At 51.6% G+C, this 25,723-nt stretch carries 19 protein-coding genes; 8 read left to right on the top strand and 11 right to left on the bottom strand.

The annotated features are described in order from the left end of the window. Position 1: 1 nt before the first annotated feature. Both F457_RS0103620 and uvrA read right to left on the bottom strand, forming a co-directional pair. On the bottom strand, positions 2–343 hold the full coding sequence (locus F457_RS0103620) for a DMT family transporter (RefSeq protein ID WP_018979773.1): 342 nt from the start codon (positions 341–343) through the stop codon (positions 2–4). Beyond that, positions 340–3,312, bottom strand: a complete 2,973-nt coding sequence (uvrA, locus tag F457_RS0103615) for an excinuclease ABC subunit UvrA (protein WP_026294157.1) — start codon at positions 3,310–3,312, stop codon at positions 340–342. Before uvrA ends, F457_RS0103620 begins: the two co-directional genes overlap by 4 nt. 105 nt (positions 3,313–3,417) lie before the next feature. On the opposite strand from uvrA, the gene ssb reads away from it, so the two are divergent. Next, on the top strand, positions 3,418–3,945 hold the full coding sequence (ssb, locus tag F457_RS0103610) for a single-stranded DNA-binding protein (protein WP_026294156.1): 528 nt from the start codon (positions 3,418–3,420) through the stop codon (positions 3,943–3,945). Between the two features lie 18 nt (positions 3,946–3,963). Beyond that, a complete protein-coding gene (locus F457_RS0103605) occupies positions 3,964–4,593 on the top strand; it encodes a transglycosylase SLT domain-containing protein (RefSeq protein ID WP_018979770.1) in 630 nt (209 codons plus the stop codon). A 538-nt stretch (positions 4,594–5,131) separates the two neighbouring features. Here F457_RS0103605 and F457_RS0103600 read toward each other — a convergent pair. Beyond that, positions 5,132–5,836: a pirin family protein gene (locus tag F457_RS0103600; RefSeq protein ID WP_018979769.1), complete on the bottom strand. Its 705-nt coding sequence runs from the start codon at positions 5,834–5,836 to the stop codon at positions 5,132–5,134. A 106-nt stretch (positions 5,837–5,942) separates the two neighbouring features. Here F457_RS0103600 and F457_RS0103595 point away from each other — a divergent pair, with 106 nt between their 5' ends. Next, positions 5,943–6,866, top strand: a complete 924-nt coding sequence (locus F457_RS0103595; RefSeq protein ID WP_018979768.1) for a LysR family transcriptional regulator — start codon at positions 5,943–5,945, stop codon at positions 6,864–6,866. Here the strand turns inward: F457_RS0103595 and F457_RS0103590 are convergent. Beyond that, a complete protein-coding gene (locus tag F457_RS0103590) occupies positions 6,863–7,540 on the bottom strand; it encodes a DUF421 domain-containing protein (protein ID WP_026294154.1) in 678 nt (225 codons plus the stop codon). The two genes, F457_RS0103595 and F457_RS0103590, sit on opposite strands and share 4 nt — an antisense overlap. 236 nt (positions 7,541–7,776) lie before the next feature. Between F457_RS0103590 and F457_RS0103585 the strand changes: the two genes are divergently transcribed. After that, positions 7,777–8,514 (top strand): HAD family hydrolase, encoded by a 738-nt coding sequence (locus tag F457_RS0103585; RefSeq protein WP_018979766.1) that lies wholly within the window; start codon positions 7,777–7,779, stop codon positions 8,512–8,514. 102 nt (positions 8,515–8,616) lie between these two features. Further along, entirely contained in the window at positions 8,617–10,080 is a 1,464-nt protein-coding gene (locus tag F457_RS0103580; protein WP_018979765.1) for a mannitol dehydrogenase family protein, read from the top strand. Between the two features lie 66 nt (positions 10,081–10,146). Here the strand turns inward: F457_RS0103580 and F457_RS0103575 are convergent, their stop codons facing one another. Next, complete coding sequence (locus tag F457_RS0103575; RefSeq protein WP_018979764.1) at positions 10,147–11,475, bottom strand: alpha/beta hydrolase; 1,329 nt, start codon at positions 11,473–11,475, stop codon at positions 10,147–10,149. 142 nt (positions 11,476–11,617) lie between these two features. Between F457_RS0103575 and F457_RS0103570 the strand changes: the two genes are divergently transcribed. The 3 genes from F457_RS0103570 to F457_RS0103560 all read left to right on the top strand — a co-directional run bounded on the left by F457_RS0103570 (position 11,618) and on the right by F457_RS0103560 (position 14,923). After that, positions 11,618–12,214, top strand: coding sequence for a TetR/AcrR family transcriptional regulator (locus tag F457_RS0103570; protein ID WP_018979763.1), 597 nt, complete (start codon positions 11,618–11,620; stop codon positions 12,212–12,214). A gap of 84 nt (positions 12,215–12,298) precedes the next feature. Then, positions 12,299–13,456 (top strand): iron-containing alcohol dehydrogenase, encoded by a 1,158-nt coding sequence (locus F457_RS0103565; protein ID WP_018979762.1) that lies wholly within the window; start codon positions 12,299–12,301, stop codon positions 13,454–13,456. A 78-nt stretch (positions 13,457–13,534) separates the two neighbouring features. Beyond that, positions 13,535–14,923, top strand: a complete 1,389-nt coding sequence (locus tag F457_RS0103560) for an NAD-dependent succinate-semialdehyde dehydrogenase (RefSeq protein WP_018979761.1) — start codon at positions 13,535–13,537, stop codon at positions 14,921–14,923. 78 nt (positions 14,924–15,001) lie between these two features. Here F457_RS0103560 and F457_RS0103555 read toward each other — a convergent pair whose 3' ends face one another. From F457_RS0103555 to F457_RS0103530, 6 genes are all read right to left on the bottom strand, one after another. Beyond that, positions 15,002–17,368 (bottom strand): TonB-dependent receptor, encoded by a 2,367-nt coding sequence (locus tag F457_RS0103555; protein WP_245539103.1) that lies wholly within the window; start codon positions 17,366–17,368, stop codon positions 15,002–15,004. Positions 17,369–17,589: 221 nt separating this feature from the next. Continuing rightward, entirely contained in the window at positions 17,590–19,053 is a 1,464-nt protein-coding gene (locus F457_RS0103550; protein WP_018979759.1) for an ArnT family glycosyltransferase, read from the bottom strand. Between the two features lie 11 nt (positions 19,054–19,064). Then, a complete protein-coding gene (locus F457_RS0103545; protein WP_026294152.1) occupies positions 19,065–19,556 on the bottom strand; it encodes a GNAT family N-acetyltransferase in 492 nt (163 codons plus the stop codon). Positions 19,557–19,679: 123 nt separating this feature from the next. Next, positions 19,680–21,305: an efflux transporter outer membrane subunit gene (locus tag F457_RS0103540; RefSeq protein ID WP_018979757.1), complete on the bottom strand. Its 1,626-nt coding sequence runs from the start codon at positions 21,303–21,305 to the stop codon at positions 19,680–19,682. A gap of 3 nt (positions 21,306–21,308) precedes the next feature. Next, positions 21,309–22,508, bottom strand: a complete 1,200-nt coding sequence (locus tag F457_RS0103535; protein ID WP_018979756.1) for an efflux RND transporter periplasmic adaptor subunit — start codon at positions 22,506–22,508, stop codon at positions 21,309–21,311. Then, positions 22,508–25,681 (bottom strand): efflux RND transporter permease subunit, encoded by a 3,174-nt coding sequence (locus F457_RS0103530; RefSeq protein ID WP_018979755.1) that lies wholly within the window; start codon positions 25,679–25,681, stop codon positions 22,508–22,510. The genes F457_RS0103535 and F457_RS0103530 overlap by 1 nt, the downstream gene beginning before the upstream one ends. Positions 25,682–25,723: the final 42 nt, after the last annotated feature.

Genomic DNA, 25,723 nt, shown 5'->3' with positions numbered 1-25,723 from the left:
ATCAGCCTTTAACCCCACCAAACAGACTGGCCAAAATGGTGCCAAGCACAATCAGGGCGATCCCTCCATAGGCGGGGAGGGGAAAGGACTGACGAAAAACCACCACGCCGATCGCCACAATGCACACACTGCCAAAGCCACACCAGACGGCATAAGCGATGCCAAGGGGGATATGGCGTAGTGCGCAAGACAGGCAGTAGAACGCCCCAGCATACAGCGCGAGAGAGCCGATGGTGGGCAGTATCCTGCGGAAGCCATCGCTGAGGTTCAGCAGACTTGTAGCACCCACCTCTAGCACGATGGCGACAAAGAGAAAGGCCCAAGAAAGGGTGGCGGCACTCATGAGTGTTTGTCTTTCTTCCCGCTCTTTTTCGCGGTGGTTTTTTTCTTAGTCTTTTTAGGCTTGTCTTTAGAGCCCTTGGGACGCTCTGCTTCGCTTGCAAGCGAAGGACGGGCAAGCATATCGTTGAGGAACTGGCCTGTATAGCTGTCTTTACAGGCTGCGATCTCTTCAGGGGTGCCTGTGGCGATAATCTGCCCACCGCCGGCACCCCCTTCAGGGCCGACATCAATGACCCAGTCGGCTGTTTTGATGAGATCGAGATTATGTTCAATCACCAACACGGTGTTGCCTTGGTCAACGAGGGCATGCAGCACTTCGAGGAGCTTCTTAACATCCTCGGTATGAAGCCCGGTGGTGGGTTCATCCAGAATATAGAGCGTGCGGCCTGTTGCACGACGGGCGAGTTCTTTGGCCAGCTTTACACGCTGGGCTTCCCCACCAGAAAGGGTCGTGGCTTGTTGACCGAGAGCGACGTACCCTAGCCCAACACGTTGGAGAATAGACAGGCGCTCTGCAATGCGCGGTACGGCTTGGAAGAAGGGTAGGGCTTCATCAACCGTCATGGCTAGCACATCGGCGATGGATTTCCCCCGGAAAGTAATGTCCAGCGTTTCGCGGTTATAGCGCGCGCCTTTGCAGGTGTCGCAGGTCACAAAAACATCGGGGAGGAAGTGCATCTCAATTTTCAGCACGCCATCCCCTTGGCAGGCTTCGCACCGTCCGCCTTTCACATTGAAGCTAAAGCGTCCCGGTTTATAGCCGCGTGCTTTGGCTTCAGGCAGTTCAGAAAACCAATCGCGGATTGGAGCGAAGAGGTCCGTATAGGTTGCGGGGTTAGAGCGAGGGGTGCGCCCAATGGGGGATTGGTCGATTTCGATAATTTTATCGAGCTGATCGACCCCTTCAAGGCGGCTATAAGGCAGGGGCACAGCGCCTGTTTTCATCACCTGACGTGAGAGTGCTTTATAGAACGTGTCGGTAATGAGGGTTGATTTCCCACTCCCTGACACACCCGTTACAGCGGTAAAGGTGCCCAGCGGTACTTTGACGGAGACGTTTTTCAGGTTATGGCCGCGAGCCCCCTTGAGCCCGACCCACCGTTTGCTGCTGCGTCGCTGAGCCGGGACAGGAATACCGCGCTTCCCAGCGAGCCATGCGCCGGTAATACTGTCAGGATTTTGAGCGACTTCTTCAGGCGTGCCGTACGCCATGACATGGCCGCCTTGTGTGCCTGCACCCGGGCCCATATCCACCAGATAGTCCGCTTGGCGGATGGCGTCTTCATCATGCTCGACAACCAGCACCGTGTTCCCGAGATTACGCAGCCGCTCCAGCATAGCGAGAAGGCGGGCATTATCGCGCTGATGCAGCCCAATAGAGGGTTCGTCAAGCACATAGAGCACGCCGGTCAGGCCCGACCCAATTTGGGAGGCAAGGCGAATGCGCTGGCTTTCCCCACCTGAGAGGGTGCCAGAGCTTCGTGAGAGGGTGAGGTAGTCGAGGCCGACACGGTCGAGAAAATGCAGGCGCTCGACAATTTCACGCAAAATACGGCGGGCGATTTCTGCCTTTTGTGGCGTGAGATTTTCTTCAACGCCGCTAAACCATGCAAGAGCTTCTGTAATCGTGAGGTCAGAGGCCTGTGCAATAGTCGCATCATTGACTTTGACGCAGAGCGCTTCAGGGCGCAAACGAGCCCCGTGGCACGCGGGGCATGGCATGGCCGACTGATAACGGCCCAAGGCTTCGCGCACATAAACGCTATGGCTTTGGGCAAGGCGGCGCTGAAGATGACTGATCACCCCTTCAAAGGGTCGGTTGACCGTATGGGTGCGGTTGTCTTCGTCCAAATACGGGATTTTGACCGGATCGGCACTGCCATTGAGAAGGAAGTCATGGGTGCTGCTTTTGAGCTTTTCCCACGGTGTATCCAAGTCTTCCCCACAATGGCGAGCGAGGGCGGCCAATGTTTGCTCGAAAAGAGGGTCTTGCTCGTCACGCCATGGGGCAATTGCACCATCACGAAGCGTGCGGCTTTCATCGGGGATGATGAGGTTGGGGTCAAAATGTGTCTCAGTGCCGAGCCCGTCACAGGTGGGGCATGCGCCCATAGGGGCGTTGAAGGAGAAAAGGCGCGGCTCAATCGTCTCTAAAATAAAGCCCGACACAGGGCAGGAATAGCGTGAGGAAAAGGCCGCTTTGAGAGGCTCGCGCTCTTCTCCAGAGCGAAGCACTTCCTCAACAGAGGCGAGGCCATCGGAGAGGGTGAGCGCTGTTTCAAAACTATCGGCAAGACGCGTTTCGATACCTTCTTTCAGGACGATACGATCCACGACCACATCGACATTGTGGCGGGTTTTGCGGTTAATCTTTGGTGTGTCGGTAATGTCGTACAACGTGCCGTCGATGCGCACACGGGCAAAGCCGCGCCGTGTTAGTTCTGCCAGCTCTTTTGCGCAGTCCCCTTTACGGTCGCGAATAACAGGGGCCAGCAGCATCAGCCGTGTGCCAGAAGGCATGGCCATGACACGATCGACCATTTGGCTCACACTTTGGGCTTCAATCGGCAGACCGGTCGCGGGGGAGTAGGGTGTTCCGGCGCGTGCCCAAAGCAGGCGCATATAATCGTGAATTTCGGTAATCGTCCCAACCGTTGAACGCGGATTTTTGGACGTTGTTTTCTGCTCAATGGAAATGGCGGGTGACAGACCCTCAATCGAATCGACATCCGGCTTGCCCATCAGTTCAAGAAACTGACGCGCATAGGCTGACAGGCTTTCGACATAACGGCGCTGGCCTTCCGCATAAATCGTGTCGAAAGCGAGGGACGATTTTCCCGAGCCAGAAAGCCCCGTAATGACGGTAAGCTGGTCGCGTGGGATGGTAACACTCACCTGCTGAAGGTTGTGGGTGCGGGCTCCACGAACCCGGATAGCGTTTGGATTAAGGGTATCAGGAGAGTTTTTCACGCGATTATGTTCCACCGTTCAGCATAACGACGGTAGATCATACGCGCTGAGAGCGCTAGGATCACCCCGATAATGCAATCTTTTTGAAAAATGGAAGCAAAGCGGATGGCAGGAAGCGTTAATAAGGTCATTTTGGTGGGGAATTTGGGCCGTGATCCAGAGGTGCGCAACACACAGTCAGGGGCAAAACTTGTCAATCTGACCGTGGCCACCAGCGATACATGGACAGATCGCACCACAGGTGAACGTCGTGAGCGCACTGAATGGCATCGTGTCGTTATTTTCAACGAGCGTACGGCTGATGTGGCAGAACGCTTTCTCCGCAAAGGCCGCAAAGTCTATCTTGAAGGTGAACTTCAAACACGTAAATGGACCGATCAGCAGGGGATGGAGCGTTACACGACAGAGGTCGTGATTAGCCGTTTCCGTGGGGATCTGGTGTTACTTGATAGCCAACGCAGCGGTGGCGACAGCTTTGGCGGTGGCCCGTCACAAGGCGGATATAGCGATCAGCAGGCCCCTGCCCGCAATAATACTGGGGGTTCTTCTGGGGCACCGCAGCGTTCATCTGGTGGTGGCGGTGGTTGGGATGCCCCGGCTGATAACAGCCTTGATGACGAAATTCCGTTCTGATGTGAGGCATTGTTAACGATGCCTGTAGTCATGCGTCAGGCAAGGCTGGTGGTTAGCCTTGCCTTGATGGCGGCGTTGGCGGCTTGTGCTACAGCGCCGCCAACCCATCCTAACGATCTCTGCGCTATTTATCACGAAAAACGAGGCTGGTATCACGCGGCCATGCGGCAGGAAGCCAAGTGGAATATCCCTTCTTCTGTGCCGATGGCGATCATGCACCAGGAATCCAGCTTTCGGAGCAATGTCCATACACGACGGACGCATATTTTCTGGGTCATCCCGTGGGGGTATATCACGACAGCCTATGGCTATGCACAGGCCAAGACGGATGTGTGGCATGACTATGAGCGTCGCGCTGGTGTGAGCGGAAGCCGCGATAATTTTGCTGATGCGCTCAATTTCATGAATTGGTACATTACCAACACACGGCAGATTGATCATATTCCCGTTACCGATGCAAACCGCCAATATCTCGCCTATCATGATGGATGGGGCGGCTATCGTCGTCGTACCTATGCGTCCAAGGCGTGGCTTATTAATGTGGCTGACAAAGTTGGAGCACGGGCTCAGTTGTATCAGCGTCAGTTTGATCGCTGTAAAGACGATTTAAAAGGTGGATTCTGGGAGCGTTTTTGGAGCTGGCTCTAAGAGGTTTACTGCGTGAAATGACAGGGGCTCTTTTTGCTGGGGTATGAGCCGCGATGGAGCGGCTTTCTAGCTCACTGAGCCTTCATTGTTGCAGCTTATGCTCTTTCTCTGAGCATGACCCAGAGGACAAAGAAGCCTTCTCATTAGCTGAGGTTTTGAAGCAATCTGTTGTAGCGGCGATAGGGATCGCAGAAAGGCACAATGGTGCAGTCTTTCCGCATTTGGTTACGATTGCGATAGCTCTCCACAGCTTGGGCCTTGCTCACAGATTCCCAAGCAGATGGGGAGGTTGTTCCTTTGGGACGGATGCCCTCAACAAGCGGTTTTTAAAAAGACGAGTTCTGGTCAGAAAAGAACGGACGGCATCATGCTCGTGAAAGGCAGGGGGTCTGCTTCGCTTTGCAAGACCTAACGGGACTCTCGTTTGGTGTGAGTTGGGGCCAGAGAAGGGCGGTGATCCCTTCTTCTGGCTGTCTGTTCGTAGCAAAGCCGTTGCTACGCTACTCTAAGGCTTAACACTCCTCCTATTTGGAGATGGTCAGCTGGCTGTTTCGACCATGACAAGTTCAGCATCATCGTGAGCTGTGATGGTCAGTGTTTCTTCATTTTCAATCGCCACACCGTCGCGTGTGTTGGCGCGGTGGCCGTTGACGTCAATGGTGCCTGTGGAGGGTACAAGATAGGCCTTGTGTTGGGGGTTAAGGGCATAGGTTAGGCTTTGCCCAGCACGAAGGGTGCTGCCTAAAACGCGCCCGGGAGTATGGATGGGTAAAGCAGTGTCTTTATCCTCCGGAAAACCAGAAGCGAGAGCGACAAACTGTCCTTCTCGGCTCTTTTTGGGGAAGGGGCGTTGGCCCCAAGAAGGCTTATGACCTTGCTGGTCGGGGATCATCCAAATCTGAAAGATGAGCGTGTCTTCGTCCTCAAGGTTATATTCGCTATGGGCAATGCCTGTGCCGGCAGACATGACTTGTACATCTCCGGCCTCCGTGCGGCCTTCATTGCCGACCGTATCGCGATGGGTAATCGCCCCTTTGCGCACGTAGGTGACAATTTCCATGTCGGCATGAGGATGGGTAGGAAAGCCCGTTTGGGGAGCGATGAGGTCGTCATTCCAAACACGGAGCCGCCCCCAATGCATGCGCGCAGGATCGTAATAATTGGCAAAAGAGAAATGATGGTGGGCATTAAGCCAACCATGGTTAGCGTGGCCTAACGACGTAAACGGGCGGATCTCAATCATGGGGTGTCTCCCTCACATTATGGGAAAAGAACGTGAAGAAGACGTAGTGCCAGAAGCGCTACTGTGCCATATCCAGAAGTGAACCTTAGTTTTTCAGGAATGTACTGTGACGTTACTGCCTGATTTTGAGGCCTGGGCTATTATGGCGCAGGTAGCTGAAGACCGCTCTTTTACGCGTGCTGCAGAGCATCTCTCTGTGTCTCGCCCTACGGTGTCGCGCGCTGTGGCACGGTTGGAGGAGACGCTTAATATTGCGCTTTTTCAACGCACCTCACGTCAGCTTTCCCTCACAGCGGCCGGGGAGGCCGTGCTTGAACATGCACGGCGCGTGCTCAGTGAAGGGCGCGCAGCGGAAGCGGCATTGCAGGAAACGGCAGGCCCGCCGCATGGGCGCATTCGCATCACGATGCCTGTGACCTTTGGCATCCAGCATGTGGCACCATTTTTGCCGCTTTTTATGGAGCAATATCCTGAGATAACGCTCGATATAGACTTCAGTGATCGCGCCGTGGATGTGGTCGCCGATGGGTATGATGTAGCGCTGCGTGTTTCGGCTATGGCGGATTCGTCCTTGAGGGCGCGGCGCATTGCCACCATTCCATGCTGTCTCGTGGCGAGCCCAGATTGGATTGCGCAGTATGGGGAGAACGTACACACGCCGCGGGATATAGAAGCCCATATGAGTGTGCTGTATGGGGCCGGGAATGTGCGGCCGTCTCGTCTTACTCTCTATCGTGGAGAAGAGGAGACGGTGACCATTACGCCGCGTCATGTGCGTCTTGTGAGCAATAATGCAGAGGCATTTTTGCCGCTGTTGGAGAGTGGTGGCGGTGTGGGCGTGATGCCCTCTTTTATGATCCACCACGCCCTAGAGCAGAAGCGCCTTGAAATCATTCTTCCTCAATGGCAAGCGGCGTCAACTGCGTTGCATATTTTAACACCACCGAATACGCGACGGCCAATGCGTGTCTCGGTGTTTGTGGAATGGCTGGCGCGGCAGATGAAGAAAAACTGCCTTGCTAAGACCTAACGTTTATTGAGGGCTGCACGTGTTGGGCGAATGGTGCCATCTTTGCAGACATATTTAAAATGACCTTGGTGGAATTCGCCTAAAAAGACGTCATCAACGTCTTCGATCCCGTGGGCTTTCATATCGTTGATGAGGTCGTCTCGGCTATGGTTGGTGTCTTCAAGGTCGTCCTCACGGATGGTGCCTTGATAGCAAACGATAACCGATGGCAACTTATTTTTATCGCAAATAGCGGTCACCGAACCGTTGGGCTCGATCTGTGCAAACTGGATTTCGTCAAATGAATAAATGCCCTGAAGGTTGATTTGTGAAGAAATATTAATCATGTCAATTTTATTATTTTTATTAAGGATATTTTTCATAATAAAACGGCCATTTTTGATGATCGGAATCTGGCGGCCGATGGTCACATTGCGGAAGAGATTGAATTTTCGGCAGAAGACGTTTAGCGTAAGGAGAATGGAAATACCGATGAGGAGTGCGAGCACATATTTATAAAATGGGATTGCCGTGGTGTAGATGACGCCGCCGACGAGCCCGCCCAAGATGAAGTTGCCCACAAGATCAATGGCGTTCATTTGGGAGAATTGGCTGCGTCCTGAGACATTGAGGTAGGTGATAATGAAGGCAAAGCCTGTTACAAGCTTGATCACCATCCAGACGTAGAACATCATCGTCATTTGCTCCATCAATGAATGGAGAGCTTTTTATCGGTTGGTCGATAAAGCCCCCGATCCATTTTTTGCCGTACTCCGCCTGTATCTTGCGGGGTTCTCAATGAGCCCCAAGGTATAGGAAACGTTGTGAAGATTTCAAGAACGACGCTCTTTATGTCTTCTTGATAGGCTTCCCAAAAGACGTAAAAAACACATCTAGCTGCCTCATATAAAGGTAAGAAGGAGAGCGTACTATGAGTGAACACGTTAACTTCCCAATCCCTGCAGATGCGCCGCTTGCTGTTCAGCCTAAGGGCGAACTTCGTATGGTGCTTTTTGACTGCGATGGCGTTTTGGTCGGTGGTGAGCATTTTTCAACCGCTCTTATGTCCGAAGATGCCCGTAGTCATGGGTGGGATATCTCCGATGAAGAAGGCAATAAGCTTTTCGGTGGTGGTGAACTCGCAAAAATCGGTGAGATGATCGCCGAGAAAACGGGCGACAAGCTGCCTGCTGACTGGGATATGATCATGCAGAAGCGCATCGTCGATATGATGCGTGCTAAAGCGCCTGCTATTGATGGGGCTGAGCGTATGGTGCGTGCGGTGAAAGAGGAGCTTAAGCTGCCAGTCCGTGTGGGGTCGAACTCCTCTATGGCGGAGATGGAAGCGAAATTCTCCTGCACAGGGCTTGATAAGCTCTTACCCGTAGAGCGTATTCATTCAGGCCGTGACCTGAGCATGCCGAAGCCACGCCCAGATATTTATCTGTATGGGGCCAAGCAAGAGGGTATTCCACCAGAGAACTGCATTGTGATTGAAGATTCTGATGCAGGGGTGGAGGCTGCACGACGTGCAGGCATGGCCTGTGTGCTGTTGCGTGATCTTGATAAGCCTGCGCCGTCATGGCCTGGTTTGTTCCGTATTCAACATCTTGATGAGCTTGTGCCATTGCTCAAGAAGATTATTGCCGCTCAACAGACAGCGCATTAATGTAAGTGCTGTTTTCCGGTGCTCTCTTAAACAGGGGGAGAGCACCGGGTTATGTTGGCTATTCCCTATATCTCGCCTGTCTGACTGTTATGAGGTGATGCTGTGCTGACTTACGACACTCTTACGTCTCTTCCTGCTGATGTTGCAGGGCCATCCTATGCGCTTGATGCCGTTACGCCGGGGATCATCCATTTCGGTGTTGGGAATTTTTTTCGCGCTCATTTAGCGTATTATATTGATCGTGCCCTAGCGCTTCCAGATTCCCAACACTGGGGAATTATTGGTGTTGGGCTGCGTGCTGGAGAGCGGTCTGAGAAGAAAGAGAAAGATTTCGCGGCACAGCATGGGCTGTATTCTCTGACAGAAACAGCAACAGATGGCACACGTCATACCCGTGTTATGGGGGCGTTGCGCGACTATCTCTTGGCCCCTCGTGAGCCGGAAACGGTGTTGGATCTTCTGGCGGCACCGAGCACGAAGATCGCTTCTCTGACCATTACAGAGGGTGGGTATAATATTGACGAGACAACAGGTCAGTTCCGCTTGTCTTTCCCGCCTGTGCAGGAGGACTTAGCAGATCCTACCCATCCGAAAACGGTGTTTGGTTTTATCGTTGAAGGGCTGCGCCGTCGTCGTGATGCGGGGCATGGTGGGTTGACGATTCTGTCATGCGATAATTTGCGTCAAAATGGTGAAGTGTCGCGTAAGGCATTCTTGGGTTATGCGCGCGCTGTTGATGGAGAGCTGGCTGAGTGGATTGAGGCGAACGTCACGTTTCCTAATGCGATGGTTGATCGCATTACGCCAAGTGTCTCTGCTGAAACAGCGGCGAAGCTGAATAAGCAAAGTGGTCTTGATGATCTGAAGCCGTTATTAGCGGAAGATTTCACGCAATGGGTGGTGGAAGATAAATTCGCAGCGGGTCGTCCCGCTTTGGAAAAAGTAGGCGTGCAATTTTCTGATGCGGTGGCGGATTATGAACATGCGAAGATCCGTATGCTCAACGCGTCTCATCTGATTATCAGCGCTGCGGGAATGTTGCAGAACGTGCCGTTGGTGGATCAGGTACTGGCTGAGCCGAAGGTGCGTCAGTTTGTGGATGAGGTGCTTGATCGTGACGTGATCCCGACCTTACATGCTCCTGAAGGGGTTGATCTGCGTGAGTATAAGCAGACGATTCTTAACCGTTTTGCTAACCCAGCTTTAGCCGATCAAGTAGCGCGTATTGCTGCAGATTCGACCTCTAAAGCACAAGTGTTCTGGACGGAAACGGTGCGGAGCGTGCTGAGCCGCGACCATGACCATACGCGTGTTGCCTATTTCCTCGCTCTACAGCTGGAACTTATGCGGGGTCGTCAGGAAGATGGTCAGTCTTTTGATCTGCCAGAGCCTGTTTTAACGGACGAGCAACGGAACATTGCACGGTCTGATGACTATCGGGCTTCGTTAGCATTGCCGGGTTTTGATAGCTGGCGTGACCTGCTGACGTCCAAAGTGGAAGACGATATTGTTGCCTTCCGTCAGGCCATTCGTGAAAAAGGCGTGCTGGAGAGCTTACCGCTCTGACGTATTGCGCTGCAATGAGTGGGAAAAGGGGCTCTTTTGAGAGCCCCTTTTTTATGGACGGTAATGTTAGTGCGTGTTGCCGTGGCTAGGCGCCCAAAGCCATTCCAGTGCTTCTGGTAAGGTTTGTTCGATTGTGGGGCCATCTACATGGTTGGCGTTGCGTGAGAGAACGAACTGATAATCATAATGTTTATTTTGAAAAACGCGGGCCATATTTTCCCCAGCGAGTACCCAATCATGCATCCCATCGGGAAGGGCACGGACGGGGTAGAAGAGGTCTTGATCGCCCATTTCATACCATACGCGCAGCGGTTTCCGGTCGGTATTAGGGGCTAAAGCCGCACCGCTTTGCGGTGGCTGTGCGTGAGGAGCGCCAGCCCAAGGGGAGTGAAGCTGCCATGCGCCACCGGGAAGGGCTGGGTCATGAGGCCATTGTTGATTGACCAAGGTGGGAGAGTAGGCAAGCACGCGATGGTAGAGGTTGGGGCGGAACCAAGCCATTGCAAAAGCGGCGGCCCCGCTAGAGCTAAAGCCCATGGTGGCTCGGTCATCGGGGTTATGGCTGAGTGTGATATGGCCGTGCTTTTCGACGCGTGGAAGCACCTCATGCTCAACCCAATCGGCATAAGCGCCTGAGAAGGTATCATATTCGCGTCCACGCTCACTGCCTTGTGCATCGCCTCCGCCGGAGCCAACGCCAATAATGACCATGGGAGGGAGGCGATGTTGGCTGATGAGCACATCAACCAGAGCGAAAAGATCGCGTCCTGGATAGATCCCATTTTCCCCGCCATCACCAAAGATCAGGAACGGAACCGGTTTTCCACGAGGAAGATTTTGGGGGATGTATAAATCGACGGGACGTGTCCAGTCTGTCGAACCTGTATGGGGGAGGATGAGGTGAGACGGGTCGCCCGGTTGGCTGTAAGGCTCACTTCCGCTTCCTTGTGGGCATGCAAATGGGTCTGTGCGGGTGATGCCGGGGCTATAGCCGTGACTTTCCTGTGAGGAAAGCGTGAAGGAAACAATGCGCCCATGGGGTGTGGTTTGGGCCGTATCCCAAATGCGCGGTGGCGTATGGGTGGGGCCTAAAATAAAATTGCCGATGCGATTTGCCGGGGGAAGTTGCTCATCGGGAAGGTCGGTCGCTTTGGGATAGAGCGGATTATGGGGGTCACGTTGGGGCATCATGGGCGTGGCAACATTGAGCCCGGTTGTATCAATAAAAAATGGGGCCTGTGAGTTGGCCGTATTGGGGTTAGGGGGCGTGAGTGTTTGCAGGGGCAGACAATCAGGCGCAGGAGAATCGGCTAAAGCACGAGACGGTAGAGGCCCTAACCATGCGGCCGCCCCAAGGGAGAGGAGAGCAAGAGGCGTTGAAAAAGAGAGGTTCATAATGATCCATTTAACACGGTATGAAAGCGGGCACGCTAACGAATTGCGTGGATTAATGCACGGAAAGGCCGCTTTTTCTTTTTTGAGACGACCGGTCTAATTTTTACTAGACAATCGGTCTAGAACAGGTTAGACAGCCCCCATGAGCCAGACAGAAAGACATCTTCAGGTAAAGCAAGCGATCTTACGATCAGCACGTCCCCTTATTGGGGCACGCGGGTTTTCGGCCGTTGGATTGTCGCAAATCCTAGAAGCGGCCGCGATTCCTAAAGGGTCTTTCTATCATTATTTCTCGTCGAAAGAGCATTTCGGTGAAGCATTGCTGGAGATGTATATTGAAGAGTATCTACAGCACACAGAAGCGCTTTTCCGTCGAGAAGAGGGGAATGGCTATGCAAAGATGCTGACCTATTGCCAATGGTGGCAGGAGACCCATGTTAATGGTCAGATTGGGAATAAATGCCTGATCGTGAAGCTTGCTGCTGAGGTGTGTGACCTTTCTGAACGGATGCGGGCGATTCTAGAAGTCGGAACGTCAGAGGTGATCAAGCGGTTAGAAGCTGTGATCTCTGAAGGGCAGAAAGATGGTTCCATCACACAGGCGACATCCGCCTTTGTATTGGCGGCTACGATGTACCAGATGTGGCTTGGGGCGACGTTGATGATGAAGATGACTCATACGTCGCAGCCTTTTGACGTGGCCTTGAGCGCGACGCAGAGCTTGTTGCAGCGTTCATAGAAATCGAGATGAAGACGCAGGGAGAGGGCTCTTGTGAGAGAGTCTTCAAGACGACCGGTCTATTAAAGAATAAAGAGGGAAAGAATGCTGAACTTTGAATTTTACAACCCGACGAAGATTCTCTTCGGGCGAGGCATGATTGCGAAGCTTGATGAGCAACTCTCTCCAAGTGCTAAAGTCTTGGTGCTTTATGGTGGTGCGAGCGCTGAAAAAAGCGGAACCTTGCCAGAAGTCAGGCAGGCTCTGGGGCAACGCAACTTCAAGGAGTTTGGTGGGATCGAAGCGAACCCGACCTACGAAACGCTTATGAAAGCCGTTGAAGTCGTGCGCAGTGAGGGGATCGACTTTCTCTTAGCTGTTGGTGGTGGCTCTGTCATGGATGGCACAAAATTTGTGTCTGCCGCTGCGAAATATGACGGGGAACCTTGGGATATTTTGACCAGCCAAGGCGAGGCTGTACAAGAGGTTGTGCCTTTGGGAACCGTTGTGACCTTGCCGGCCACGGGTTCTGAGATGAATTCCCTCAGCGTGATCTCTCGTCAATCAACGGGTGACAAGCTTCTCTTTGGAAATCCCAAGGTTTTCCCACGTTTTTCGATCTTGGATCCAACACGTACCTACAGCTTGCCGATGCGTCAGGTGGTCAATGGGGTGGCGGATTCGTTCGTTCATGTCATGGAACAGTATATGACGTACCCAGCCCAAGGCATGGTGCAGGATCGTTACGCTGAAGGACTTCTGTCCAGCATTTTGGAAATTGGCGGTAAAATCGTTGATGCACCAGAAGATTATGATGTGCGGGCTAATATGATGTGGGTGGCCACACAGGCGCTCAATGGCCTTGTCGGTGCGGGTGTGCCTGAAGATTGGACGACGCACATGATCGGCCATGAGCTGACGGCGAAATATCATATTGACCATGCACGCACGCTCGCAGTTGTCTTCCCAGCTCTGCTGAAGGTGCGTCGTGACAGCAAGCGTGAAAAGCTGCTGCAATATGCATCACGGGTTCTTCACCTGACAGAAGGCACCGATGATGAGCGCATTGATGCGGTGATCGCCCAGACAGAAGCATTCTTTGAAAGCCTTGGTATGCCAACGCGCCTGTCCGGTTATGATATCGGGCAAGAGGGGATCACAGCTATTGTCGGGCAGCTTGAACAGCACGGCATGACGGCTTTGGGTGAGCATAAAGACATCACGTTAGAAATCAGCCGTCAGATCCTAGAAACCGCTGCTTAATCATCACATATCTTATGTCTGTGGCAGAGGCGGGATCTGCCACAGCTCCTTTTTCTTGAAAGGCTCATGAGGTCACTTATGGCTTACGCAACAACCAACCCGTTTACCAATGATATCGTCAAAACATTTCCTGAAGCCACAGATCAGGACGTACAAGCTGCTTTGACTGCAGGCCATAGCGCTTACGAAAATTGGCGTGAGACGTCCTTTGCACAGCGCTCTGAGCTGATGAGCAAAGCCGGTGCGATTTTGCGCCGTGATATTGATAAATATGCACGTCTTGCCACGCTGGAGATGGGCAAGCTTTTTGCTGAAGCGAAGGCGGAAGTCATCCTATCTGCTGAAATTTTGGAATATTACGCCAAACATGCAGAGGCTTTGCTCAAGGATGAACCTCTTGAGGTCGCGAAGCCTGAAGATGGCAAGGCGACGATGGTGCATGAACCACAAGGCATTGTGCTGGCGATTGAACCGTGGAACTTCCCCTTTTATCAGGTGGTCCGCATTGTCGCTCCTCAGCTTTCCGCTGGGAATGCGGTTATTTTGAAGCATGCGAGCAATTTGCCGCAATGCGCTGCGATTATGGAAGAGCTGATGCTGGAAGCAGGCGCTCCTAAAGGCTTGTTCCAAAATCTCTACACTGCGCGCCCTCATACCGAGATGATCTTGAGCGATGCCCGCGTATGCGGTGTGGCGCTGACAGGGTCTGAAGGGGCCGGCGCGATTGTGGCTGGCATTGCTGGTAAGTCACTCAAGAAAGCAACGATGGAGCTTGGCGGTGCCGATGCCTTTATCGTGCTTGATGATGCTGACCTTGAAAAAGCGGTGCAATGGGCGGTGTTCGGTCGTCATTGGAACGCAGGCCAAGTCTGCGTATCGGCCAAGCGTATGATCGTTGCCGATGCGCTCTATGATCGCTTTGTCGAGCTGTATAAAGAAGGCGTTGCGGCTCTTAAAGCGGGAGACCCGATGGATCCTGCAACGACATTGGCGCCGCTTTCCTCTCAAGGGGCAGCTGATGACTTGGCTGAGCAGGTGCGTAAAGCTCAAGAAGAAGGTGCTAAGGTCGAGGTTATCGGCGCTCCTGTTCCTAAAGAAGGTGCTTTCTTCCAGCCTGTTCTGCTGACGAATTTAGAAAACTCAGAAGCCCGGCATTGGGAGTTCTTCGGCCCTGTTACGCAGCTTTATCGTGCAAAGGACGAGGACGACGCGATCCGTATCGCCAATGACTCACCCTTTGGTCTAGGCGGTTCTGTCTTTACACGAGACGAGCAGCGCGGCGTGCGCGTGGCCTCTAAGGTTCGTACAGGGATGATGTATGTGAATCGTCCTGTCGTGCCATCAGCAGATCTGCCTTTTGGTGGGGTCGCGCGTTCCGGGTTTGGGCGTGAGCTTGTTGGCTTGGGTATTAAGGAGTTTGTTAATCAGAAGCTGATTAATGTCGTTTCTAGCGATGTCGCTCCTTAATCCTATCTCCTGTGGTGGAACTCGGTGATAGGACAGGGCCTTCCCACGATAGTGGGGAGGCCCTTTTTCTATGGGGGATTAGAATTCAGCCCGAACAGAGCCAAAGAATTGCCGTGGGTTTCCCAAGAGGATCGACTGATTGTTCAGGGCCGCTCCGCCAGCATTATTCATCGTGAAGCCATTTTGGCCCATGGTGGACGCGTATTTGACGTTGGCGAGGTTGTAAATATTGAACGAGAAGACGAGGCGATGAACAGACACTGTTTTTAAGGCTCCTAAGCTAACATCATGGAGCGTGTAAGAAAGCCCAAGATCGCTCATCCAATAAGAGGGGAGTTTGAAGTCTCCTGTATAAGAAAAGCTGCGGCGGCCGTAATATTGAGCATCCACAAAAGCCTGCCAATTATGCCATTCATAAGCGAGGCGCGCTTTATACATAAAGCGAGGATAAGCCACCACTTGCTGTCCACGTGTTGTATAGGTTGTGGAACCACTGCGGATGTTCTGATCATAGGTGGAATGGCTATAGCTGACGCTATTAAAGAGTGAGAGCCCTTCAATTGGCGAGACTGTCACGGAAGCATCCACACCATTCATCGTCACACCGCCCACATTTTGCACTGTTGTGGTGTTGTTGGTGAGCAGCGCACCGGCCCCTGTATTGGCTAAGATTTGCTGGAGGCGATTATTAAAGTTGGTGCGGTAGAGATACAAACTTCCCTGTAACTGTGGGGAGGTATAGCGATAGCCTCCTGCGAATGTCCATGCGGTTTCTGGCTTGAGGGTATTGCGGGTGGCGTTATAGGCCGCTTGTGACACAGCAAAGGGGGAATTGCTGGAGTTATAGCCTGATTGTGGATAGGCGTGCACATTCTCTGAAATATCAACAAAAAGCTCATGATGGTGGAGGAAATGCCAATCAAGGCTGATATGGGGCAGAAAGGCTTTGGCTGTTGTCAGGCTCTCTCCGTTCGCCAAACTGGGGAAGCGTAGTGCCCAGTTCGTTGCATGACCGACCCGTGTTGTGTTGAGGAGCGACTTAAACCCCGCGTGGATTTCAAGAGAGGGGAGTGGGTGATAGGTGTCCCCTACAAAAGCGGTGAAGCTGTTGGTGTTGTACTCTTGCCCCCAAAGCGTACGGCTTGGCACGCCTTTAAAACTGCCAAAAGGGTTCAGCGGTGCGCCTTCCCCTGGGAGGGGTTGCTGATATGCGTAGGCATAAGATGTATAATGGTTGTTTTCATACCATAGCCCTGCAGATAGTGCATGATGGGCGATGCGATAATTGAGCGAGGTTATCCCGCCAAAACGTTCAATGGCTGGTTTGCGTACTTGCTCGAAAATACGGCTTCCGTTGAGCTGTATGGTATCAGCCTGTGCAGGGCATGGTGAGGCAGAAGCATCGCGGCATGCATAAGGGTTTGCATAGGTGCCGTGGCCTGTTTCTTCATGACCGTAAAAGGTCGTCTTCCAACGGAGTTTGTTGGTCAGAGCAAGGTCAGCGGTGATGCCTCCAAAGATGTCGCTCGAAGAGGCGGTGCTATCGTAATATGAAACGTCTTTGGGGTCGCTAATCCCTTTATAAGAGGCAGGGAAGATCCCTTGTGAGGCGTTATATGCATTGCGCCATGCGTTTGGTGTGCCGTAAAAATTATCGAGTTTTGTTCCGTTATTTTTAAGCCAATTAGGGGTGTAGTCTTGGTAGTTGACCATTTGTAGGGCATCCCAATCAAAGAATGCACTAATTTGGCTGTGTTGATTAATGGGCTGAACAAGCTTGGTGTTGACCTGTTGAACAAATTGATCCCCACCGCCTTTCCATTTCTCCCCTTGATTGCGCATATAAGAGACGAAAAATTTCGTCCCTGTATCATTAAGGCGGCCCGAATCAAAACGGAAGAAGGAATGAAATAGAGCGTTGCTGCCAAAGGTTTGGGAGATCGTCCCGCCGGGTTTTTCTTTCGGATTGGCTGAAATATAGTTGATAGAGCCCCCGAGATTATTGGTGCTCGGTGTACTTTCAGCCCCAGCACTTTGGGTGACATCAAGCTGTCCTACATTTTCAGATGAGATCGCTTGCAATGCACTTAGGCCATTATAATTACGGAATGTAGGTTCTCCAAGTGGGATGCCATCAAGGGTCATACCGATATCGTTTTGTGTAAAACCATGCATGTAAAGCTGGTTTGAATAGGTATCGAGCCCTTGAGGATCATCCGATTGAAATTGCACCCCGGGAAGTTGAGCGAGGGTTTTGAGAGGGTTGGTTCCGGGTACTTGTTGTTCCATCAATTTATGAGACAAGACTTCTTGCGTGCCACGGCGGGCAGGGCGTGCACGGACGGAGAGGGTCTCATGACCTGCTGGGATGGCAGAGTGATGGTGTTTTTTATGAGAGGAATAGGTGTGATGATGTGGTGTGTCTGCACAGGCAGATGATGCCATTGCGAGAGATATGCTTGATAAGCTGAGCCATATGAGAGGAAAGCGGGAACGCATAGTGAATCAAACTTTCATATATAAACTATATTATATAGTAAATTAATTAAACTACAAATTTTGCTTGGGATAAACTGTTTAAGAGAGATATAAGACATAAAAAAATGAGTGTGCTTTTAACAGCACACTCATTTTAAGACTGTAATAAAATCAAGGGTATAATAAATTTACGGCTTTTTTAGTCGATAAAGAATAATCTGATCCTCTTTTTTATAAGGCTTGCTTATATATACAGGAGTATATTTTTGGGAGATCTCTTCTTTAAAGAGTTCTGTGTTTTGTACAGTTATATCTGGGTCAGAATTATGAGAAATAGTATCTATGATATAAAGTGGATTTTGAGAAAAGACGCGTTTTAATTCAAATGTTTGATTAACACCAATCGCGTTTCTTTCATGTGTAGCATTTAAGTGGCCGGGGAAAAGAAAAGGCGTTATGTGACAGTAAGGGCGTACATCTTGCAGAGAAGAGGGGCCATTATACTCAAAAGAACATCCTGGATTCTGTATGATAATATGATGGATATCATACATCACTTCAGCTCTTTCTTTATGGCTGGAATGATAAATGATTTTTTCGCCGGTGATAAAGCCAATAAGTGTTGATAGAGAGAGATAGATCTTTCCGATACGTGATGTCCATAATGGTGCAAAGGCAATAAAAAATGGAACAAAGAGGGGAAGAACGTAATGTTTGAAGTAGTCTCCAACAATAAAAACACCAAACCATGATGAGAGAGACCATAAAAGAATAAAATATTCTTTCTTATCCCGTTTTCTTTCAAAAATAATATGCAAAACAAGTGGAGTAATCAGGAAGGCTGAGATAGAAGCCATATATATTTCATTAGGCCGTGCTTCTATTTTTTCTCTCAGGAAAATAGATTCAACATTTGCAAACCACCATTGATGACCGTACCCTAGTGAAACATAAAAGAGAAAAACAATAAGTGTAGGCAGAAGAGCCGTGCCAACCCATAGTGGAATAGACTTAGCGAGGTCAGATATACGCCCTGTATGGCGGTATAACGCATAGATAAGGTAGAGGCCGGCAAAAATGCCTTCAAAAACAACCGTATATTTTATCTGAATGGCAATTCCAAAAAGAGCCATTACTTTAATACCAACAGTATTTATGGTTTTTTTGTCAAAACTATCGATATTGCTCATCATTAAATAGAGAGCATAGGCGATAAGAGCATTATAAAAGATGGGTGTTTGCCCTCCACCGCCATGCGCAACATTAATCCAGCCGAGATAAAGAAGGCCAGCGATGAAAGCGCCACCAAGAGGGGCAATGATGCGTGCGGAGCGCATAATAAAAATGGCCGTTAAAGCGGCACTGAGTGTTGCCCCAATTTGATAAGCCCAGAAGCGCCACTCACCAAAAAGATGAAAGACGGTATAAAGGAGAAAAATACCGATCGGTTTTCGGTCCCACACATCAACAAACGGCAGGTCTCCTGAGAGAATACGCCCCCCAACAAAAAGATAAAATTCTTCATCAGAAGAAAAAAAGGGCGTTCCAAAGGACGCAGCACGTAGGGCAAAGGCGGCAAAGAAAAGGAGGGCGTATAAAAGAACTGGATGCTGCTTTACAGACGTCGTGAGGCGGGGGAATAAGCGGTGCATAAAGCCTCTTGTTACAGGGTGAGTTGTAGGAAGGTAAGATCAAGCCAGCGACCAAATTTTTCGCCCACCTCGGGCATATGGCCTGTCTGTATGAACCCTAATTTTTTATGAAGCTGGATAGAGGCCGTATTACGCGACTCAATCGCGGCAACCATGACATGCTTATGGCTCGAACGCGCTTGATCAATGAGAGCCTCGAGAAGTTTGCGGCCTATACCGTGTCCACGTTTCGTTTTTTCAACATAAACGGAATGTTCTACCGTGTGCCGAAACCCTTCGAAATCGCGCCATGGCCCAAAAGTGGCGTAACCCATGACAGTTTGGTCTTGGTCAACGGCAACCAGAACAGGAAGGTTGGCTTCCTGATGGGCATGTAACCAATCTGATCGGTTTTTAACTGTAACGGGTTTGTCATTCCAGATGGCGGTCGTTGTGAGCACGGCATCATTATAGATGGCTGTAATCGCCTCAATATCGTGAGGCAAGGCGGGGCGTATGACCATGGCTACATCCAATGCCGCTGTGGGAATGACAAAATATGACCGTGGGATTGAGCTGTAGCATGTCTTGAGAAGAAAGGCACTCATGACACAGAGAGGAATGTGCCATGAGTGTGAAAGGGAGCTTTAGTGAAATGCACCAGTTGGTAGAGGACGTAGAGCAGCGTTGGTACCACGACCGTCAATATCTGGTGCTGGAGTGGTGAGGTTTTCAGAATTTTCAGGATGTTCTGAGCTATGTATATCTCCAACACTACGTGCGTGGTGGAGGCCTCCATATTGGAATGGACCAACGGAGTTGGTTTCTCCCATTGTTGGTAGGGCCGTGACGTTCCATCCGCCACCAAGGCTACGAACTAAACCGATATCGGCTTGGTAAAGGCGTGTTGCGACCTCAACCTGCGTAATGCGTGAACGCAGCGTATTTTCCTGACTGAAGATGGCATCAAGATAGGTTCCGACACCGCCCTGATAGAGGGTCATGGTCATGTTCTGAGAGGCGAGGTTAGCTTCAACGGCTTTTTCAAGCGCTTGGTTTTCGACATTGAGACGGTTCGTGCGTGATAGGCCGTCTTCCACTTCTCGGAAGGCGGAGAGAACAGTCGCACGGTAGCTGTCGCGCATTTCACGGTAAGACGACCATGTGCGTTGGAGCTCGGCCCGCCGGATGCCGCCATCAAAGAGAGGTAAGTTCATGCGTGCGCCATACGTCCAAAGTGAATTGGCAAGTTTAGCCAGCTTAAACCCGTTTGCCTCAAACCCACCATCAGCATTGAGGGAGAAGTGGGGGTAGAAAGCGGCGCGTGCAATCCCGATGGCGCGGTTGGCCTCGGCCATACGACGTTCGGAACTTGCAATATCAGGACGTCGTTGGAGCAACCCGGATGGAATTCCGGTTGGGATGGAGGGCTGCTTAAAGTCGAGCGCCTGAACAGGGTCAATCTGGAAGCTTGAGGGTGCTGAATTGGTTAGAACTGCGAGAGCATGTTCCGTGACTTGGCGTGCCGCTTGAATGTCATAAAGTGCTGCTTGCGTGCTGTAGAGCTGTGCTTGAGCACGCGCAAGATCGAGCCTAGGAGCTGCTTTATTTTGCAGTTGGTTTTGGGTGATGCGTAATGCGCGCTGATAATAGGCGATGGATTGTTGATAGATCGCAATTTGCGCATCATAGCCGCGGAGCTGGATATAGTCATAGGCTAATTCTGCTTGTAGGCTTAGCCGAGCCATGGCGAATTGAGCGGCACTATCTTGAGCGGCTTGGCGATTAATCCTTACACGGTTGCGGATAGACGACCAGAGGTCGGGCTCCCATGTAGCTAGGCCTCCATATTCTTCCTGCGTTTGCACCAAGGTGGCACCATTACGGAAGAGGCGGTCTTCAGATTGTTTATTGTCCGACCCACCTGCTTCTAAACTGAGATGAGGCAGAAGATCAGCGCGGGCACGGGCAACGAGAGAGCGCGCTTGGAGAAAGCGTTCTCCTGCAGCCTGAAGGTCGCCATTTTCAGCGATGGCGCGGTCTTCAAGTTTGTCGAGGAGCGGGTCGTGGAAAAGAGTCCACCAATTGGTTGGTAGCGTCGCGTCTGCTGGTGCGGCTGGCGCGAAAGGTGCTTGCCCATGCCAGCTATCAGGCACCACGAAATGAGGGGGCTTATAGGCGGGGGCTAAGTCGCAAGCCCCCAGCCCAATCATGGCCAGCAAAGAGACGCCTTTAAGAGCCGTGCGATGGCCAAAAAATGATGTCAATGCCATGAATTAGTCCTCGTCACCGGATTCTTGCCAGCCGCTTTCATTATACCCACGCGCTGGCGAGACCACATGAACCACATCATTTTCTAATAAATCGGCAGGCGGGTTGTTGATGATATGGTCTGTTGCGTTCAACCCAGCGTCAATTTCTGTAGAGCTATCAGCCATCCGACCAATTTTAACATTATGGTAATGAGCATGGTTGTGGTCATCTACGACAACGACCTGCATGCCTTTCTCTTGGAAAACCAATGTGCCTGTTGGCACGTCAAGCTGATTGGCCGCTGTATTATGAGCCTTCAAAGACACGGAGGCGAATGTTCCCGGCCAGAGTTTTTGCTGATCATTGTCCATCGTGAACTCAGCAACGGCTGTCCGGGTATTGAGGTCATATCCACGAGATGTGGTAAGATAGGTGGCCTTGAAGGTTTGCCCGGCATATTGCGGCACACTGACCTCGGCTTGGAGCCCATCTTGTAAGATGTAAGAGAAGATTTCTGGAACAGAGATAAACAGGCGCAGCTTATGGGTATCTGCCACCGTAAAGAGTTCGGACGCAGCGCCAGTAGCACTAAGCTCACCACCGCCGTTATTGACGTAGTCCCCAACACTGATAGAGCGGGATGTCACGACCCCATCGAAAGGGGCGACGATGGTTTTAAATTTCTCTAGTGCCTCAAAATGATCCACATTTCGTTGAGCAGCTTGCATTTTAGCTTCGGCAGCTTGTTCATTGGCTTCAGCAACGGAGACAGACTGGCCAGAAACGGACTGTGATTGCCCCATTGCCCGCCAGCGGTTCGCGGTGACAACGGCGAGATGGTATTTCGCGGTGACAGCGTCTAAGTCCGCCTTCGCTTGGGCATATTGGGCGTCCAAAGCGGGGGCGTTAATTTCCGCCAAAACATCGCCTTTATGAACGGTGGCGCCGTAATCTTTATACCACATCTTCACATAACCAGAGACCTGCGGGTAGATCGGGGCGCGATACCACGCGTCGATCGTGCCAGGAAGCGTGAGCTCAACCTTTGACTTGGCATGATGCGGCATGATGATGGCGACATCAGGGACAGCGCTTTCTTCAGCTACAGTATGAAGCGTGGTGGCGTGATGAATTTTTCCCACCACGAGGCTGCCAACATAGAGGCCAAGGACGCAGACACCCGCGCCGATAAGAACGTTACGTGTGCGAGCCGTGATAGCCATTAGACAGTCTCCTGATGACGCGCAGAGCGGTTATGGATGATGGCGTAAACGCAAGGGACGAAGAGAAGAGTAGACAGAGTTGCCATGAGCAGCCCACCAATGACCGCGCGTCCGAGGGGAGCGTTGGTGGAGTTGGAGATAGCCATTGGGACCATCCCCACGACCATGGCAAGCGCCGTCATGAGCACGGGGCGGATACGGCCATGCCCCGCTTCAATCGCGGCTTTGAGAGCATTGCCGTGGATTTCCCGACGTTCACTCGCAAACGAGACCACCAAGATGGAGTTTGCTGTAGCTGTACCCATGCACATGATGGCTCCTGTGAGGGCAGGCACAGACAGCTGCGTGCCTGTGAGGAAGAGAGACCATGCAATCCCTGCCAACGCGCCTGGGAGGGCGGTAATAATGATGAAGGGATCCAGCCAAGATTGGAAATTCACCACGATCAGCAAATAGATCAGAAAAACAGAGACCATCAGGCCTAAGATGAGCTGTGAATACGCGCTATACATGGTGACGGCCGCCCCATGAATTTCGGTTGCAGCGGTCTTGGGGAGAAGCTGCTTCGTATCCTTAATGACTTGCTGAACATTTTTGAGAACAGAGCCGAGATCTGATCCTTCTGTGGACACATACACGTCAATCTCTGGCATGGAATTGAAGTGAGAAACCTCTCCTGGTGTTCCAGCAGGAACAATCGTGCTGATGCTTCCAAGGAGCTGATCACCTTTCCCTGTTGGGTTCCCGTCTCCTTTATCGACTGGAACGGTCAGCAGATCATTAAGATGAGTGAGCTGATCTTGAGAGACATAGGTATTGAGCGGGAAGGTGACGTTATTGGCCGGGTCTAGCCAGAATTGTGGGTCAACCGTGCTGGAGCCCGATAGGGTCATGAGCTGGTTATTGGCTAAGTCTGCTTCGGTTAGGCCTGTTGCCTGACTGAAGGTTCGGTTGCCCTTAATCATAAGGGTCGGGGTCTTCATGGTTTGCTGAATAACGACATCAGCGGCACCGGGGATATGACGCAAACGGCCAACGATACGACGCGCATAGGCATAGTTATCGCCAATGTCAGGCCCGTTGATTTGAATATCAATGGGGGCTGGTGAGCCGAAGTTTAAGATCTTCGCTGTGAGGTCGGCCGGCTGGAAGGTAAAGACCGTGCCGGGGAATTGTGCGGAAAGATCTTTGCGTAAAATAGAGCGGTAATCCCAGACCGGTGAGGCTTCATTTTTGAGCGCAATCGTGAGGTCGCAATCTTGCGTACCAATAGAAGGCGTTGGGATGAAGGCTTGGTTATGGGGCCCTTCAGGCAAACCGCAATTACTGACCACTTCTTCCACCTGACCAGGAAGATCGTGTCGGATGCGGTCGGTTGTTAGTGCGGCAATACGCCCAGCGACTTCAATACGTGTGCCCAAAGGTGTGCGCATGTGCATTTGCAGAGCACCGGATTTCACTTCTGGGAAAAAGTCGCGTCCAGCTGCGAAGTAAAGCCCAAGAGAGAGCACGGAGAGCCCTAAGAAGACGCCAACGAACAGGCCACGCGCGGCCACGCAACGGCTCAGAAAGTCATTATAGCCATTGCGGAAGGCTTCAAACTTTTCTTCGAACCCTTTTTGGAACCGGATAAAGAAGCCCATGATCCCGCGTTTGGGATGGGCAGCCGCATGATCATGCTCTTCAGTATTATGAGCAGAGAGGAGATATTTTGCCATCGTTGGGACGAGTGTCCGAGACAAAATAAAGGAGGCGATCATGGCGAAGATAATGGCTTCTGCCATCGGGCGGAACAAAAAGCCCGCAACCCCATCAAGCTCAAAGAGTGGAAGCCACACAATGCAAATGCAGGAGGTCGAGACAAACGTCGCAACAACGATCTGATTGGCCGCATCAATGATGGCGGTTTCAAGGTCTTTGCCCATCTCCAGATGGGTGTCGATATTTTCGATCATGACTGTCGCATCATCCACCAAGATCCCAACGGCGAGGGCGAGGCCCCCTAAGGTCATGACATTGATGGACTGCCCCGCCCAGCCGAGCCCAATAACAGAGCATAGAATAGAGAGTGGGATAGCGGTGGCGATAATAACTGTGGAGCGCCACGACCCAAGGAAGAGCAACACGACAACACCGGTCAGCAAGGCCGCTGTGCTCATTTCACGCACCACATCATGGATGGCGTCTTTCACGAAGGTGGAGGCATCGGAAAGAATGCTCACCTTGACGTCGCTAGGCAAGACAGCGCGCAAGCGTGGCAGGGTTTGTTTCACCCCGGCGACGACATCCAGTGTGGAGGCATCACCACTTTTCATGACGACAACTTCCACCCCTTGGTGGCCTTTCACGAGCACCAGGTTGGTTTGTGGATGCCCGCCACGATACACATCAGCAACATCATGAACGTAAATGACCGCATTACCAACGCGCTTAACGGGAATATTACCCAGTGCTTTCATTGATTTCGGTGTAGCGTTTGTTTGCACCATCCAGTCCACAGAATCGATCTTTTGATCCCCTGCTGGGAGCACAATATTTTGGTCGTGCATAGCATTTTGCACATCCATCGCTGAAAGATGATGGGCGCGAAGCTGCTGCTGATTGAGGGTGACCATGACGAAGCTGTCCATCCCACCATAAGGGTGGGGCACCACAGAGCCGCTGACCGTCACAAGGAGTGGTCGCACACGAATCATAGCCAGTTTGTACAGGTCTGACGGTGTTTGCTTATCAGAGGTAATCTGAAGCGAAATCACCGGAACAGACGATGCATCAAGGCGCATAATCATGGGGGCGGGGATATTGACCGGGAGCTGTTTGATCACCGTTTGGGAAATAGCGGTGACTTCGGCTTCAGCCTCCCCGATCTCAGAGCCTGGTTGGAAGAAGATCGTGACGATCCCGCGACCATAATAGGAGTTGGACTCCATATGTTCGATGCCCTCGACGGTGGAGGTCACCATAAGCTCGTAGTTATAGATAATACGGCCGGCAAACTCTTCAGGGAGCATGCCCCCATAGGTCCAAACGACGGCAACGACCGGAATCTTGATATTTGGGAACACATCTGTCGGGGTTTTAAAGACAGACATGATACCGAACATCAGGATAAGGATCGACAAGACCACGAAGGTCAGTGGTCGCCTTAGTGCGGTAATGACAATGGCATTCATGGTGGTGCGTGTTCCTGTAGTGCTACAGTCTTAGAAACAGTT

This window comes from Saccharibacter floricola DSM 15669, from assembly GCF_000378165.1.
GTDB lineage: Bacteria > Pseudomonadota > Alphaproteobacteria > Acetobacterales > Acetobacteraceae > Saccharibacter > Saccharibacter floricola.
Note: the sequence above shows the minus strand (reverse complement) of the source record. Positions and strands in the feature narration are given on the sequence as shown.